Genomic DNA, 16,238 nt, shown 5'->3' with positions numbered 1-16,238 from the left:
TAGACCTCTTGCAAAAGTAGCAGAGGGAATTAAAATAAGAAGAACATTCATCGTTGTCTAAGAACCATGCCAAACATAGATAAGCTACTCAAACAAAGTGACGCTGGTTTTAAACGCTACACTGGCATTCATAAAGCCACCTTTTATGACATGCTTGATGCCATGCAAGAGCATGAAGCATCTAAGACCAAATCAGGTAGACCAAGTGTGCTCAGTCTTAAGGAGCAGATACTACTAGCCCTGACTTATTGGCGTGAATACCGCACGCTTTATCATATCAGTATGGACTTTGGTATTCATGAGTCTTCTGCTAGCCGTATCATTCGTAAAGTAGAAGACACACTGATTGACTCTGGCAAGTTTGAATTACCTAAAAAGCTGCCTAGTCGTGTCGATGACGACATCAATTGGTCAGTCGTCATTGTTGATGCTACCGAAACCCCTATTGAGCGTCCAAAAAAAACCAAAGAGACTACTACAGCGGTAAGAAAAAACAACACACCTTAAAAGCGCAGGTTATCGTTCATTGGCAAACTGGTTTGATACTTGATGTGCAAACCTGTAAAGGGTCAATCCACGATTTTAAGCTGTATAAAGATACTTGTCCTGACTGGTTACCTTGTGACGCCAAGCTACTAGCCGATAGTGGTTATCAAGGGTTAGCAAAGTTACATGAGCAAACTTTCACGCCATTTAAGAAACCTCGTGGTGGTCAGTTATTAGAGATATGCAAACAGGCCAATCACTATCTGGCAAAGTTCCGTATTGTGGTTGAGCACAAAATAGGCTTAATCAAGTTGTTTAAAATCGTGGCTCATAAATATCGCAACCGTCGTCAGCGCTATGATCTTAGAATGAAGCTGTTTGCTGGTATCATTAATTCCGAGCTTAAATTATGACTTTTGCAAGAGGTCTAATACCGTTAGCAAAACCACTGCAAAGTGGAACAAAGCGAGGGTTAAGCATATACTTAACTAATGATGACAGTGATACTGTTGTTAGGCACAATAGTTACTCTATTTAGAAAAATAAATAACTCAAATTATTTTTAATAATTACCTTCAATGATTACTAGGAGAGACTATGAAAAACATGACTTCATTAGCTATGGCTGCCACACTAGCTGTTGGTACGCTTGCCGGTTGCCAAACCACTCCTGGCGTTACTGCTCCTACTGCTCAGCCGCTAACCGTTGATGCATTAGAAGCCTATAACTGGCAGTTAGTTGATGCTAAGCGCGTAAATGGCGAAAAAGTAACTCAGCTGTTTACTATGCCAAATAATCCGCTGACTTTGAACTTTTTTAAAGACAACGGCAACCAGCGCGTCAGCTTTATGAATACCTGTAATAACATCGGTGGCACTTATCACATCGTCAATAATAATGTACAGCTAGTCAACGTCATCAGCACTATGAAGGCCTGCCCTGAACCACAAGCTAGCTTTGATACTGCTACTATGGCGACGGTACAAGGCAAGTATAGCCTAAATAAAAATGCGAACAATGTACCTATCTTGACCATTCGTAATGACAATCAAGTGGCGCATTTTAAAGCCGTTGCTAAGTAGAGATGTTTTTAGTTTTGATCGGTTAATAATAAAATATAAGACCGATACTAACGCAAGATGACATTGATACAGTCAATAAAGAACGCCTTACTTTTTAAGTAAGGCGTTTTTTTAAAGAGAATTAACGATTATATAAAGTAAGCTTGTGATGGAAAGTATTAAACTATAAAGTTATTCAATGGGTTAAAAAACACTTTAGAATTATGAATAAGCAGCGGTTAATATATAATCACTATCTCAAAATTAGACTCTTGTTGTAGCTTGTTGTAGGCTGGCGCTTTTAGCTCAGCGTCATAGATAGTAAAAGGCACCATCATGGCACATAAAAAAGTAAACCTACCACAAAAAACCTGCCCCGTCTGCCAACGCCCTTTTACCTGGCGCAAGAAGTGGGAAAAGGATTGGGACAATGTGGTGTATTGTTCGGAACGGTGTCGAAGAAATAAAGATAAGTAGGGTGACGTTAGACTTGTCAAATTCTCGTAGAGAATGCAGACAAGGCGTAACCCACTGATTGTGTATTATGCTAAATTTAGATGGTGGGTTACGCTCCGCTAACCCACCCTACGCTACTAAATGGTAAGTGACCAACTCTACGCAACCTAACCAAAACTAAAACAAAAGAATACCCTCACATTTCTTATCGAGACAGGCTCAAAAAGTAGAGGAGGCAGTACTGTTGGAGATATTTTAGCTTATTTAGCATTTAAAAGTAGATATACTTTGCAAAACAATTGCTTGGATATATTGACTTATATACAGTTCTGAGTCTGTTATTAATTAGTATAGCAAATACAGGCAGACTTATAAATCACTAAAAGTTAAGGAAAGACGGCATGAGTTTAATTGAAGATACTTACACTAAGGCTAGATTTTTTAAATGTGCATTACAGGTTAATCCAGCTAGCTACATTAAATATCGAGGTCAAGAACATCAGATTTCAGAAAGTGAATATAATAGTCAATTACTAAATGCAGCAATTGAGTTTGGTATAAAGGTAATTGGATTAGCAGACCATGGTTCCGTTTCAGGTATAGATGACATCAGAAATTTATTCAATGATAATGGAATAATAGTATTTCCAGGGTTTGAAATTGCTTCAAGTGAAAAGGTTCATTTTGTATGCTTATTTGATGAAAGAATATCAACACATCAGCTTACCATGCATCTAGGAGCATTACGTATTAATAGTAACAACCCCGCAGCACCAGTTGATTTATCCGCTAGTGATATTATCAAATATGTAAAGAATAATGAGGGTTTCATTTTTGCAGCTCATTGCACTAATGATGACGGTGTTCTGAAAAAGCGTATGAATAATATTTGGCGAAATTCAGATTTATTAGCTGCTCAGATTCCAGGCTCTATTGAAGACCTAAGAGGTGTTGAAGATGATTTTTATCGCAAAGTGTTTCTTAATAAAATTGTAGATTACAGTCGAACTCGTATGATGACAGCAATAAATTCAGCTGATGTCTCTAAACCAGAAGAAATTAAGGCTAATGGGGCTTCTTTTTTAGTTAAGATGACTAAACCGAGTTTTTCAGCATTCAAGCTTGCCTTTTTAGACCCTGAATCAAGAATAAAGTTGCATTCAGATAAATCAGAAAATTATGCATCAGCTATTGAAAATATCAAACTCGTAAGTGGTTATCTAGATGGTGTGAATATTAATTTATCAGAGCATTTAAATGCAGTGATTGGAGGAAGAGGGACTGGCAAATCTACCTTTTTAGAATGCATTCGCTATGCTTTCGAGTTAGAGCCATTTGGTAAAGCAGCAAAAGCACAGCACAAGGCTATTATCGACAATAATCTTGGCAATGAGAAGGGATTAATCGAAATCACAATTCGCTCAGCAGCCATGAATGGACGTAGATTTAAAATTATTAGGAAGTATGGAGATAAATCGGTTGTTCAAGATGAAAACGGAAATATTACACCTTATCATCCTATTGATTTATTTCCAAAAATTGAACTGTATGGTCAAAATGAAATCTATGAAATGACTCGAGATGAACAGAATCGAAATAAATTAGTTAGAAGGTTTTTGGAGGATGGTCATTCAGAATACAATAAATCTGTTGATGAGGTATTGGATAAACTCAAGTTAAATCGAGAGTTAATAGTTTTACAAGTTAGTAAAAAAAATGATATCGAATCAGAAGTTGAGCAACTTCCAAAGCTTCTAGCACAAGTAAAGCAATATCAGGACTTAGGTATAGATGAAAAAATAGAAGTAATTTCTAAGTTAGAGAAGGAAAAACTATTAGATAGGAAGGTTAATAACGGTTTAGAGAAGATTAGGATATTGACTGAAGACTTTAAAGGTAGTTTATTAGATACAGATATTCTGAATGACGAAGCTTTAAAAGATTTACCACATCATAAAATTTTAGAAAGAGAACGCAATTTGTTTGATAAACTTAACTCTTCAATTAGTGGGCACTTGAATGAAATTAATACTTTAATAGAAAAGGCGTATGAAGAACTACAAGAAGCTAGGAAAGAGCATCATCAGGAGATAGGTGTAAAGGAAGAAGAGTTAGATAAAACTTTTAAAAGTATACCTACAAGCCAAGGAAAAACAGGACAACAGATAGGAAGTGAATACCAAAGACTATTGAGGGAAATAGAGTCTATAAAACCAAAAAAAGAAGAATTAGAAAAAATTATTTCACAAATTAATGCTTTAAATGAAGAGCGTGAGCAACTGCTATTAGAGCTTAGTCAAAAAACAAGTGATAGAGCTAGCCAAATTCAAAAAGCGGTAAAAAAACTAAACAAAAAATTATCAAAAAAAGTTCAATTAAATTTAATTTCTGAAGGTGATAGGCAGGTTTTGGTAGAATTTTTGCTCAACTGTGATATGGAAGGTGTTAGAGAGAGACGGCTTGAATGGGTAGGTAATCAGTCTTTTACACCTAATAATTTAGTGAAAACAATTAGACAAGGTTCAGATGAACTAATAGATAAATTTAGCGTTTCTCCAATAGTAGCGAGTGCATTATGCCGTATTTCAAGTAATAAACTCCTAGAATTAGAAGAAATAATTATCCCTGATAAAACAACGATAGAACTCAACGTAGCATTTGATAATGAAGGCAAAGATATAGATTTTCGTTCTATTGAAAACCTTTCTACTGGTCAACAATGTACAGCAGTGTTACATCTTTTACTGTTAGATAATCAAGACCCATTAATTCTAGACCAACCGGAGGATAATTTAGATAACGCTTTTATTGCCGATCGAATAGTAACTGAGCTTCGTGAAGCCAAACTAAGTAGACAGTTTTTGTTTGCAACTCACAACGCTAATATTCCAGTATTTGGCGACGCAGAATGGATTGGGGTTCTCAGTGTAGAAGACAATAAGGGGAAAATTTTATTAGAACAACAAGGTGCAATTGATGTACCTCAAGTTAAAGAGCTAGCAGCTAAAATATTAGAAGGGGGTCAAGGAGCATTCGATAAGCGTCGGGAGAAATATGGTTTTGACTAAGGTGGATTTTCGTATTAGGTAGTTATAAACTATAGCATCTTTTATTTGTGGCAAATAGAGTAACCCTACCATAGCGAGGCTTTTTAGCCCCGATTGTCGCGAATATCCTGACGGGCTAGGCGATTGCGGTAGCTAGGTTTTGAGGTGGTCTCGAGGCAACAGGAACGACTCAAACTGTGCTACCGCCTCGCCTAGACTGGCAGATAGAAGCAAAAAGCGGGAACGGCTATAAAAACCAATCCCGCCTCAAAAACACGCTAAAAAAATTCAACAACATCCCTACAAATTCGGATTCAACCACTTCTCAGCCGTCTTTATATCCCACTCTTTACGTTTGGCATAATCCTCTAACTGATCTCGGCCTATTTTACCGACGTTAAAGTACTCACTCTCCGGGTGCGAATAATAAAAGCCGCTGACCGAAGACGCCGGCCACATTGCAAAGCTTTCGGTGAGCGTTGTACCGATAGCGCTGGTCGTACCGAGCCAATCAAACAATTTGCCTTTTTCGGTATGCTCAGGGCAAGCCGGATAGCCAGGCGCTGGGCGGATGCCAACGTATTTTTCTTTAATCAGCTCATCATTGGTGAGAGTCTCATCAGCCTGATAGCCCCAGTAGTCTTTACGGATGCGCTCATGCAAATGCTCGGCAAAGGCTTCGGCGAGGCGATCAGACAGCGCTTGTACCATGATGGCATTATAATCATCGCCTGCCGCTTTGTACTGCTCAGCGAGGTCTTCAGTACCGACGATCGACACCGTAAAGCCGCCGATATAATCGTCAGAGTCCTGTAACGGCGAGATAAAGTCGGCGAGGCTAAAGTTTGGCTTGCCGCTGGCTTTGTCCGACTGTTGGCGCAGATGTTCAAAGGTATGCGTAGGTTGGCCACCATCTGTAGGCGATTTGTCATAAACGCTAATCGTATCTGCGCCAGTGCGGCGGGCGGGCATGAGTTTAAACACCCCTTTAGCAATGATTAACTTTTCATCAATCATTTTTTGCATCAGGTTCTTGGCGTTATCGAACAGATCACGCGCGGCTTCACCAACGACCTCATCTTGCAAGATTTTTGGATACTTACCTGCTAGACCCCAAGAGATAAAGAACGGCGTCCAGTCGATATAAGGGAGCAGCTTATCGATAGGGTAGTCGTCCAATATCACCTGACCGAGCTGATTCGGTACAGGCGGTGTATAGTTGTCCCAATCGTATTGAAAACCACCCTCAACTGATTCAGCATAAGTCAGCTTCGCCGCTTTGGGTTGACGCTTCGCGAGACGCTCGCGCACTTTGATATACTCTTCGCGGGTCTCATCGATGAGACTTTGACGGTTGTCTTTGGAGAGCAGCTTAGTCACCACGCCAACCGAGCGCGAGGCGTCCGCCACGTAGATGACTGCATCATTATTATATTGCGGCTCGACTTTGACCGCGGTATGGGCTTTGGAGGTTGTTGCGCCGCCAATCATTAACGGCAGGTTCATACCGCGCTCTTGCATTTGCTTAGCGACATAGACCATCTCATCGAGACTCGGGGTAATCAGTCCTGATAGGCCGATGATATCGACTTTCTCTTTGATAGCGGTATCGAGAATGGTCTCGCACGGCACCATCACGCCCAGATCAAGGATGTCATAGCCATTACAGCCGAGGACCACGCCGACGATGTTTTTACCGATATCATGGACGTCGCCCTTGACCGTCGCCATGAGGATTTTACCTTTGGTTTCGCCCTCGACTTTTTCCGCTTCGATGTACGGGTTGAGCCAAGCAACAGACTGCTTCATGACGCGTGCTGACTTAACCACTTGCGGCAAAAACATTTTACCCGAGCCAAATAAATCACCGACGATATTCATACCGTCCATCAAAGGCCCTTCGATAACGTCGAGTGGTTTGGGGTATTTCTCCCATGCTTCTTTGGTATCGGCTTCGATAAAGGTGGTGATGCCTTTGACCAGTGCATGGGCAATGCGCTCTTCTACCGTGCCTTCGCGCCAGCTCATATCGACGGTGCTGTCTTTTTTCTTACCGCCATCTTGATAGCTCTCAGCAATGGTCATCAAGCGTTCGGTGGCATCTTGGCCACTCTCACCTTGATTGCGATTGAGCATGACATCCTCAATCGCCTCGCGTGCCTCGACAGGGATGTCGTCATAGACTTCTAGCATTGAGGGGTTGACGATACCCATGGTTAGACCGTTTTGAATGGCGTGGTAGAGAAAGACCGAGTTGATGGCTTCGCGAATCGGGTTACCACGGAAGCTAAACGAGACGTTAGAGACGCCGCCTGACACCATAGCATTAGGCAGGTTGTCCGTGATCCATTTCGTCGCATTAATAAAGTCAGCGCCGTAGTTATTGTGCTCGGTGATACCGGTGGCGACCGCAAAGATATTGGGGTCAAAGATGATGTCCTCAGACGGGAAGCCAACTTCGTTGACCAGTACGTCATAGCTACGCTGACAGATCTGGATTTTGCGCTCATAAGTATCCGCTTGACCGTCCTCATCGAAGGCCATGACGATGACCGCCGCGCCGTAACGCATACACAGCTTGGCATGACGCACGAACTCATCGTAGCCTTCCTTTAAGGAGATGGAGTTGACCACGCATTTGCCTTGCGCGCGCTTGAGGCCTTCTTCGATAATATCCCATTTTGACGAGTCAAGCATCAAGGGTACGCGGCTGATATCCGGCTCACCCGAAACTAAGTTGACAAAATGAATCATCGCTTGTTTGGAGTCGAGCATGCCCTCGTCCATATTGATATCGACGATCTGCGCACCGCCCTCGACCTGATCGCGCGCGACATCGAGCGCCTCGGTATAGGCTTCGGTTTTAATCAAACGCAGAAACTTCTTGGAGCCTGTGACATTGGTACGCTCACCGACGTTGACGAACAAGCTATCAGGCGTGATATTAAATGGCTCAAGCCCTGAGAGTCGGCAGGCAGGCGCAATCTCTGGGATGGCTCGCGGCGGATAGTTTGCAACCATATTAGCGATTTGACGGATATGCTCAGGCGTCGTCCCGCAGCAGCCGCCAACGATGTTTAAGATTCCCGCTTTGGCAAAGCCTTCTAATAGCGCCGTAGTTTCTTCAGCGGTCTCATCATATTCACCAAACTCATTGGGCAGCCCCGCGTTTGGATGCGCAGAGACGTAAGTATCAGCAATGTTCGATAGCGTTTGAATGTGCGGGCGCAGTGCATCGGCACCGAGTGCACAGTTAAAGCCAACTGATAGCGGCTTGGCATGACGTACTGAGTTATAAAACGCCTCAGCCGTTTGGCCAGATAGTGTACGACCTGAGGCATCAGTAATGGTGCCCGATATCATAATCGGCAGCTCAAAACCAATATCATCAAAGACGCCCGTAATGGCAAAGATTGCCGCTTTGGCATTGAGCGTATCAAATACCGTCTCAATCAAGATAATATCGATGCCGCCTTCAATGAGTGCCAATGTCGCTTCACGATAATTATCGACGAGCTGATCAAAGGTCACGTTACGGTAAGCAGGGTCGTTAACGTCAGGCGATAGCGAACAAGTGCGTGAAGTGGGGCCGATGACGCCGGCGACAAAGCGCGGCTTATCAGGGTTCTTCGCGGTAAAGGTATCCGCAGCCTTGCGTGCTATCTGCGCTGCGGTCTTGTTCAGCTCTGGCACCAGATATTCCATATCGTAGTCGGCCATCGATAGCCGTGTACCATTAAAGCTATTGGTCTCAATAATATCAGCGCCAGCGGCTAGGTGGTCATGATGGATATCGGTAATCATCTGCGGCTGACTCAGTACGAGCAGATCGTTATTACCGCGCACATCTTGCTCGATATCGGCAAAACGCTCACCGCGATAATCTTCTTCTTCCAATTTGTAAGTCTGAATCTGCGTGCCCATCGCACCATCAAGCATCAAGATACGCTTGGTCATCTCAGCTTCGATACGCGCGCGAGCCGTGAGCTGTTGGTCTTTATAAGGGAATACTTCAGGCGGTGTTAGCACAAAATCATTAGTCGTGGTTTTTGAAGTCATAGGAGAAGCACTTATATCATGAAGTCTAAAAGAAAAGAGTAGCGGTCTAATAAAAGTAAATGTAGGTATATTAACATGAAAAGTAAACCACTCATGGATCACTTAAGCGCAGTTTCTATGACTTTAATTGTCTAAGGAGTCAATAAAAAGATATAGGTGCCTGTTTCGTTCAACTGTCTCTCAAGGTATTCGCTAGATAAGCGAGTGCTAAATAAAACGGTTTTGAATAGATATTATTTCGACTCTTGATATTGTTTTTCAATATTAATGGTTATGTCGACAAAATTTCATAATGAAATGAGCGCTTTAGCATCTGCCTAAAAATTGAGCAAAAATTACACTGGCATTACAAAAAGTAGCGTAACAACAGATTTATACAGAAATTCTATATGTTAATTTAATTTCAGAAGGATTGTTCTTACATAAGGTTTTCTTATAAATCAGCCACCATTAGATCTTTGATTCTAATTTTGTTTCTGATTTAGTTGCTAGGACATTTTATGACAGTGCACCTTTTACTAAAGCAAGCCAACTCCTAGCTGTTAGGAGATACTTCACAATTAAAGGATATAATTATGAAAATGACTAAACTAGTAACTATTGGTGCGCTAGCAGTATCTATGGCAGGTCTTTCGGCCTGTAATAACATTATGCCAGCCAAAACTGCTCCCATGAAAGCGCCTGTAACTACGCAAAATATGGCAAAAATGAATGTTGTACAAGTGGCTCAGAGCGACGCTAACTTCTCGATACTTGTAGAAGCGGTGCAAGCAGCAGGGCTAGCAGGTATGTTATCTGACCCTAATGCTAACTATACGGTATTTGCTCCAACCAATGCCGCTTTTGCGCAAGCACTAGCAGAGACTGGTATGACTAAAGCTCAGCTATTTGCCAATAAGCCATTACTAAAAAAGATATTAGCTTACCATGTGGTCAGCAGTGATATGCCTATGTATGCCAAAAACGTTATGCCAGGCAATGTTACGACCGCCAGTAACGATACGCTAGTCGTTACCCCGCAAAAAATGCTAATGGATGAAAACGGTCGTATGGCGACTATTATTAAGACTGATATCGCAGCAACGAATGGTGTGGTACATGTCATCGATAAAGTGCTACTGCCAAAATAAGCGGTTTACCCGAACCGTTTAACGTAAGCGCTGATTTTTATAATTGGCCTAGTTTAACCGCCGATGAACCTTGGTAAGGTCATTACTTCAGGTTCATCATTAGTATTTAATAACCAAATACGTGAGAGCTGTATTCTTTTACTAAGTTGGCGGTTATCTGTAAGTCGATTGGATTTTTAGATATAAAACGACAATACCGACAATAAGCCTAAACTTCATATCATTACCTATACCTGCACATCATTACCTATACATAGTACTGGCCATTTGATGTGTTACTCTCAAACTTGAATTGCTATCGTTAATTAAGACAGCAAGAATTTATGCAATCAGTTATGTTTAGTCATGAACGTTATTCATAGCACCACTTATATACTAATTAGAAAGGATACTATTATGTTAAAGAAGACACTACTATCTCTAGCGGTCGCCACTTCTGCTTTGACGCTAGCAGCCTGTAACGACACAGAAACGGTTGCCGATCCAGTAGAGCCAGAAGTGACTACGACTGAAGTCACTGAAACAGAGGTGATGGTTGATCCTGCTGCTGAAACCGATCCAATGGTTACTGAAGATCCCATGATGGACACCATGGCGACTCAGTCCATTGCGGAAATCGCAGCAGATAACGAGAACTTAACCATTCTCACCGCCGCCTTACAGTCAGCAGGCTTAGATACTATGCTGATGGACGCAGGGGAGTATACGGTATTTGCACCTACTGATGATGCTTTTGTACCAGTACTAGATGCGTTAGGCGTTACCAAAGAAGAGCTATTAGCGAATACTGAGTTATTAAACGAAGTACTTCCTTATCACGTTGTCCCTATGGTAGTTACTGCTACTGAAATCCCGTATGGTACGGATATCGAGACTGCTAATGGTGAGACAATCTCTATCAGCGACGCTAACATTATCACTGATGCGACGGGTAATACAGCAAATATCACTGGAACTGATATCATGGCGACTAATGGTGTGGTCCATACTATCGATACAGTACTTATGCCTGAATAGTCTCTAGCAGACCTTAAGCAAATTTTTATAGTGTAACTGTATTTAAAGAAGTCGTTTAAAGAAGCTATTTGAAAAAGCTCAGCCTCAAAGGCTGAGCTTTTTTGTGTGTTAATTAAGAAAAAAATAAAAAGTAGACATAAAAAAACTCGCAACCTAAGCTGCGAGTTTCTATAAATAGGACGTTTATTCTTTCTTAAAGCGGTCTTTGATTAGAGTCTAAACTCTAGGATCTTTACGCAGACCTGCTTCTTGGTTTTTTAATGCCACTTCAGCGGCATGACGATCTTCCCAATAAGTTGCGTTTTTGATACCGAACTTCTTAGGATCAAAGACAAATCTATTAGCAGTCGTACCACCACCTGCTTTGAGCTGAGCCTCGTAATCACGCAGGATATCGATAGCAGGACGCGCCACAAAGAAGATAATGATAATACCAACGATGTTGAGCCAAGCCATCAGACCAACGCCGACATCGCCAAGTCCCCAGATGAAACCAGAGCTGTTAAGCGCGCCGTAAGCAACCATGAACATGATAACTAGCTTGACCACGAATTGACCGGTTTTACTAGCGCCTTTACCCATAGAGCGGGTGAGGAAAGAGATATTAACCTCAGCGATGTAGTAGTAAGCCAGAATAGTAGTAAAGGCGAAGAAGAATACCGCAACAGCAATGAAGGTATCACCGAAAGTACCGTAGACTGACTCCATTGCCATCTGAGTAAATGATGGCGAGCTTATCTCAACGTCAGCTGCGACGTTTTGTACGATGAACTGACCATCAGCCAACTCACCTTGAATGTTGTACATACCGGTAGATAAGATCATAAAGGCAGTAGCAGAACAAACGAGCAAGGTGTCGACATAGACTGAGAATGCCTGTACCAAGCCCTGCTGCGCTGGATGGTCAACCGCTGCAGCTGATGCTGCGTGTGGGCCTGTACCCTGACCGGCTTCGTTCGAGTAAATACCGCGCTTCACGCCCCAACCGATAGCAGCACCAAAACCAGCTTGTGCGGTAAAGGCATCACCGATGATCATACCGAATACTTGCGGGATCATGCTAAAGTTAGTGAACATAATAAGTAGCGCTAGGATGATATACCCTAAAGCCATAAAAGGAACTGCGTATTCAGTAAAGGTTGCAATACGCTTGATACCACCAAAGATGATAAAGCCTAGAACCACTAGAATGATAGCTAAAGCGATTAGACGAGTGGAGCCTGTGTCTATGCCCATAAAGTTCATCGCTGAACCTTCGCCTGCGACCTGTGCGACAGCATTAATAACGCCGTTTGCCTGTACGCCTGGTAGGAACACCCCACAAGCGACAATAGAAGCAATGGCGAATAAAATACCGTACCATTTCTGGCCAAGTGCGCGCTCAAAGTAGTAAGCGGGACCACCGCGATACTCGCCAGTGACGACGTCGCGCTCTTTATAAATCTGACCTAAAGTAGACTCGACATAAGCCGTTGATGCGCCCAAGAAGGCGACAATCCACATCCAGAATACCGCACCTGGGCCACCGAAACCGATAGCGGCTGCAACCCCGGCGATGTTACCCATACCGACGCGGCCTGCTAGTGAGACGGCTAGTGCCTGAAACGATGAAATACCATCATTATCAGGTTTACCCTTAAACAATAGTCTTAACATCTCGCCGAATAAACGCACTTGCACAAAGCGCGTCATTATAGAATAAAAAAGCCCGGCGCCTAGGCATAAATATACCAGCGCTGGGCTCCAAATAATGTCATTTGCTAAACCAACTAAACTTTCCATATCTATATTCCTCAAACGTCCTCAGTAGCGTATCGATAATGATAGAAGCCGCAGCGTGATACAAGCTATCTTGGGCTTCTATTGAACGTCCTACTGAGTATGAGTTTTTTGTGTTTACCCGCGCGGCTCATCGCTTCATTCCATGAATACTTTTTTGTAACGTTCCAACAAACCATGAGCTACGGTGCAATTCCATTTGCCGTCTTAGTCATTACACGATAGTAATATCTTTATGTCATAATGACTTAAAAAATATCATAGGATAGTTTTTTAAAACATTATGCTAAGTCGATAATGAGTTTATTAGTACTGACAGTTAGCGTAATAACGATATGCCAAAAGCAGACTTTGTAACAGACTATCTCTATCTAGTATTAAATCTACTACTAAATGTATGCTAACCGTACGGCTGCGTAACAGCAATTTGCCATATTTTTTGGTAAATTACTAGATATTTCTTACCTCATAACCTTTTTTTTGCCTATATAAATTAAAAGGCAATTTAAGTTTAGTTTTAGTATTAGAATGATATGAAGGTTGTCGAATAAAGATTTTGATTTCTTGCAAGGTAGGCAGTTACTAGTTTGCGGTTGTGTTTTGGTAACGGTCAATTGTAAAACCGCTATGATGTTGCCATCATTAGCAGCATAGACTTAGGCTTCCTACATACCGCCTTAAGAAACGCTATATGTAGCGGTCTATAAGTTTGACTCATTATGAGATTATTATTTGGAGATATATCAATGGCACGACAATCTATTACTAAACCCTTATCTTTTGTTAAACCCTTATTATTGTCAGCGGTATTAGCGACCTCAGCGGTGAGTCTAAGCGGTTGTGGTTATAACAATCTGCAATCACAAGATGAGCAAGTTACTGCTTCTTGGTCAGAGGTGGTCAACCAATATCAGCGCCGTGACGATCTGGTGCCAAACTTGGTCAATGTGGTCAAGCAGTATGCTGAGCAAGAGCAGGAGGTCTTCACACAAGTGGCGCAGGCGCGCTCACAAGCGGGCGGAATCACCGTGACGCCAGAGCTGCTTAATGACCCAGAAGCAATGGAACGTTATGCAGAAGCCCAGTCGCAGATGACCGGCGCACTATCACGTCTTATGGCAGTGTCCGAGCGCTATCCGGATTTAAAGTCTGATGCACTATTCCAAGACCTACAAGCGCAGTTAGAAGGTACGGAGAATCGTATCGCGGTTGCGCGTAATCGTTATATCCAGGAAGTGCAAGTCTATAATACGACCGTGCGCCAGTTCCCGACCAATATTACGGCTAAAGTGTTCGGCATGGAGACTAAGCCGAACTTTACGGTAGCTAATGAAGACGCTATCTCTACTGCGCCTGAAGTTGATTTTGGTGAATAGTTTTTAGCAGGTCATTATTTGAAAAAAACATTAGGTAAGATAGATCAGATGAGTAACTCTAGAGCAATCGTAACCGCCGTATTATTGGCCCTTAGCACCGCGAGCACTTCTGCGCTGTCTGCCGCGCAGAATGAGGTCGCTGTGGCTAGCGCTGACGGGGATGTGCAGAATCAACGCAGCGTTGAAGACTTAGTCGCTATTGCAAAAGCGGGTGAGTCCAATGAAGCGATCAATGATGCGGTGCTCGGTAATGAGGCGATCAACGACGCTATATTAGGTAATGATGCTATCAACCCTAATGCTAATAGCAATGCCGCTAATCCAAATCAAGCGAACAATCAGCCGCCTATACGCTCTACTGCTACCGGCGTTGATGCAGATAAGCTTATTCTCAACAGTCCAGTCGTCGATCAAGCTAATATCCTAAATCCCCAACAAAAACAGCGTCTAGAGGCACAGTTGCAAGGCATCTATCGTCAGGGGCTTGCGCAAGCGGCTATTGTTATTGTACCAACGACTGGCGGCGTACCTATCTTCGACTACTCTTTGCAAGCCGCTGAAAAATGGCAATTGGGCGAGGCTGATACCGATGATGGACTTTTGATACTAGTGGCGGTGAACGATCGTGATATGTATATTCAGTCGGGTTATGGGTTAGAAGGAGTACTACCAGATGCTGCTCTTAACCGTATCATTCGTGAAGATATCACCCCTTACTTTAAGCAAAACGATTATGGCGCTGGACTACTAGCGGGCTTAGATAAAATCGAACAGCGCCTAACTGCCGATCCAGAGATCTTGGCCCGCGCCGATGCGCAAGCAGAAGCGCGCCGCGCTGAGCAAGGTTCAGATGAGGTGCCATCGCCTATTTTTTTATTCCTTATGGCGATGATATTCGGTAGCTTTATTACTAATATATTTGGCCGTGTGCTCGGCTCTATTCTGACCGCGGGCGGGTTTTTTGCCGGTTCTTTGGCTTTAGGCGGCGGTTTCTTTATGACCGTCATTATGGCTATATTTATATGGCTATTCTTAATCTCTCGCGGCTCAGGCGGCGGTGGCCGTGGTGGACGCGGCGGCGGCGGCGGTATGATATTCTTACCCGGTCTTGGCGGTGGTAGCGGCGGCTTCGGCGGCGGTGGTTTTGGTGGCGGCGGCTTCGGCGGTGGCGGTGGCGGCTTCGGTGGCGGCGGCGCTGGCGGCTCTTGGTAGCCTGCGCGCTATTCATCTAGCCGCGCCTAATTCCTAATTGAGTCAGTATTTATTTATAGAGCAATAGTATATTTGAGGATAAACAAGCATGGTCCAAGATAACTCGTCGCAGGCAAGTTTCGCTCGCTTATGGCGTCAGGTCGCATTTGTACCCGTGCTACATAGTAGGTGGTTGACGCCTGAAGCTCGTGCACGTCTGACGGCGAAAGTAACTGAAGCTGAGATCGGTCATCGCGGTGAGGTATTCTTGATTATAGAAAATGCCTTACCAATACAGTCCGCTTATCATATGGATGCGCGTGCGCGTGCTGTAGACCTCTTCAGCGACTACCGCGTTTGGGATACCGAAGAGAACACTGGCGTCTTAGTCTATGTCAACATCTGTGAGCAAAGCTTAGATATCATTGCTGATCGCGGTATCAGTGCTCATGTTAGCCCAACTGTGTGGCGAGCGATGTGTGATAAGGCGGTCGCCGGTATCGCTAGTAAAAAAGTCGAGGAGAGTCTAGCCGATTTGCTTGATGAGATTGGGCAGCTGCTGCGCCAATACTACCATCTCGAGCATGACCCTGCTGGTAATGAGCTATCCGATGGAGTAGTTTTTTTGAAGTAAG

General features: G+C 43.2%; 11 protein-coding genes and 1 pseudogene. 10 read left to right on the top strand and 2 right to left on the bottom strand.

Annotated elements, in window-relative coordinates; genetic code table 11:
• Positions 1–66 precede the first annotated feature (66 nt).
• The 5 genes and pseudogenes from W234_RS0102675 to W234_RS0102655 all read left to right on the top strand — a co-directional run bounded on the left by W234_RS0102675 (position 67) and on the right by W234_RS0102655 (position 5,072).
• Positions 67–507, top strand: a complete 441-nt coding sequence (locus W234_RS0102675; RefSeq protein WP_025643546.1) for a transposase family protein — start codon at positions 67–69, stop codon at positions 505–507.
• 8 nt (positions 508–515) lie between these two features.
• A pseudogene (locus W234_RS0102670) lies at positions 516–899 on the top strand (transposase family protein); the annotation flags it as partial.
• Positions 900–1,083: 184 nt separating this feature from the next.
• Positions 1,084–1,569, top strand: coding sequence for an META domain-containing protein (locus W234_RS0102665; RefSeq protein ID WP_025644491.1), 486 nt, complete (start codon positions 1,084–1,086; stop codon positions 1,567–1,569).
• A 315-nt stretch (positions 1,570–1,884) separates the two neighbouring features.
• A complete protein-coding gene (locus W234_RS14270; protein ID WP_084212605.1) occupies positions 1,885–2,025 on the top strand; it encodes a DUF2256 domain-containing protein in 141 nt (46 codons plus the stop codon).
• A gap of 380 nt (positions 2,026–2,405) precedes the next feature.
• The gene (locus tag W234_RS0102655) at positions 2,406–5,072 is read left to right on the top strand and encodes a TrlF family AAA-like ATPase (protein ID WP_037058732.1); all 2,667 of its coding nucleotides are present in this window, start codon (positions 2,406–2,408) and stop codon (positions 5,070–5,072) included.
• 279 nt (positions 5,073–5,351) lie between these two features.
• On the opposite strand, the gene metH is transcribed toward W234_RS0102655, so the two are convergent.
• Positions 5,352–9,008: a methionine synthase gene (gene metH, locus W234_RS0102650; protein ID WP_037058748.1), complete on the bottom strand. Its 3,657-nt coding sequence runs from the start codon at positions 9,006–9,008 to the stop codon at positions 5,352–5,354.
• 677 nt (positions 9,009–9,685) lie between these two features.
• On the opposite strand from metH, the gene W234_RS0102645 reads away from it, so the two are divergent.
• Together W234_RS0102645 and W234_RS0102640 are read left to right on the top strand one after the other, a co-directional pair.
• Positions 9,686–10,240: a fasciclin domain-containing protein gene (locus tag W234_RS0102645; protein WP_025644486.1), complete on the top strand. Its 555-nt coding sequence runs from the start codon at positions 9,686–9,688 to the stop codon at positions 10,238–10,240.
• 396 nt (positions 10,241–10,636) lie between these two features.
• Entirely contained in the window at positions 10,637–11,257 is a 621-nt protein-coding gene (locus tag W234_RS0102640; protein ID WP_025644484.1) for a fasciclin domain-containing protein, read from the top strand.
• 216 nt (positions 11,258–11,473) lie between these two features.
• On the opposite strand, the gene W234_RS0102635 is transcribed toward W234_RS0102640, so the two are convergent.
• Positions 11,474–13,039: an alanine/glycine:cation symporter family protein gene (locus W234_RS0102635; RefSeq protein WP_025644481.1), complete on the bottom strand. Its 1,566-nt coding sequence runs from the start codon at positions 13,037–13,039 to the stop codon at positions 11,474–11,476.
• Between the two features lie 743 nt (positions 13,040–13,782).
• On the opposite strand from W234_RS0102635, the gene W234_RS0102630 reads away from it, so the two are divergent.
• From W234_RS0102630 to W234_RS0102620, 3 genes are all read left to right on the top strand, one after another.
• Positions 13,783–14,412 (top strand): LemA family protein, encoded by a 630-nt coding sequence (locus W234_RS0102630; protein WP_025644476.1) that lies wholly within the window; start codon positions 13,783–13,785, stop codon positions 14,410–14,412.
• Positions 14,413–14,460: 48 nt separating this feature from the next.
• Positions 14,461–15,624, top strand: coding sequence for a TPM domain-containing protein (locus W234_RS0102625; protein WP_025644475.1), 1,164 nt, complete (start codon positions 14,461–14,463; stop codon positions 15,622–15,624).
• Positions 15,625–15,712: 88 nt separating this feature from the next.
• Positions 15,713–16,237, top strand: a complete 525-nt coding sequence (locus tag W234_RS0102620) for a TPM domain-containing protein (protein WP_025644474.1) — start codon at positions 15,713–15,715, stop codon at positions 16,235–16,237.
• Position 16,238 lies beyond the last annotated feature (1 nt).

The sequence above is a fragment of the Psychrobacter sp. TB15 genome, assembly GCF_000511655.1.
GTDB classification, from domain to species: Bacteria; Pseudomonadota; Gammaproteobacteria; order Pseudomonadales; family Moraxellaceae; genus Psychrobacter; species Psychrobacter submarinus.
This window is presented reverse-complemented; position numbering and strand designations above follow the sequence as displayed.

What these genes read in the sequence shown, in the direction of transcription:
- W234_RS0102640 (WP_025644484.1), top strand. Translation starts at nt 10,637, where the DNA reads ATGTTAAAGAAGACACTACTATCTCTAGCGGTCGCCACTTCTGCTTTG.
- W234_RS0102665 (WP_025644491.1), top strand. Translation starts at nt 1,084, where the DNA reads ATGAAAAACATGACTTCATTAGCTATGGCTGCCACACTAGCTGTTGGT.
- W234_RS0102630 (WP_025644476.1), top strand. Translation starts at nt 13,783, where the DNA reads ATGGCACGACAATCTATTACTAAACCCTTATCTTTTGTTAAACCCTTA.
- W234_RS0102645 (WP_025644486.1), top strand. Translation starts at nt 9,686, where the DNA reads ATGAAAATGACTAAACTAGTAACTATTGGTGCGCTAGCAGTATCTATG.
- W234_RS0102675 (WP_025643546.1), top strand. Translation starts at nt 67, where the DNA reads ATGCCAAACATAGATAAGCTACTCAAACAAAGTGACGCTGGTTTTAAA.
- W234_RS0102625 (WP_025644475.1), top strand. Translation starts at nt 14,461, where the DNA reads ATGAGTAACTCTAGAGCAATCGTAACCGCCGTATTATTGGCCCTTAGC.
- W234_RS0102655 (WP_037058732.1), top strand. Translation starts at nt 2,406, where the DNA reads ATGAGTTTAATTGAAGATACTTACACTAAGGCTAGATTTTTTAAATGT.
- metH (WP_037058748.1), bottom strand. Translation starts at nt 9,008, where the DNA reads ATGACCAAGCGTATCTTGATGCTTGATGGTGCGATGGGCACGCAGATT.
- W234_RS0102620 (WP_025644474.1), top strand. Translation starts at nt 15,713, where the DNA reads ATGGTCCAAGATAACTCGTCGCAGGCAAGTTTCGCTCGCTTATGGCGT.
- W234_RS0102635 (WP_025644481.1), bottom strand. Translation starts at nt 13,039, where the DNA reads ATGGAAAGTTTAGTTGGTTTAGCAAATGACATTATTTGGAGCCCAGCG.
- W234_RS14270 (WP_084212605.1), top strand. Translation starts at nt 1,885, where the DNA reads ATGGCACATAAAAAAGTAAACCTACCACAAAAAACCTGCCCCGTCTGC.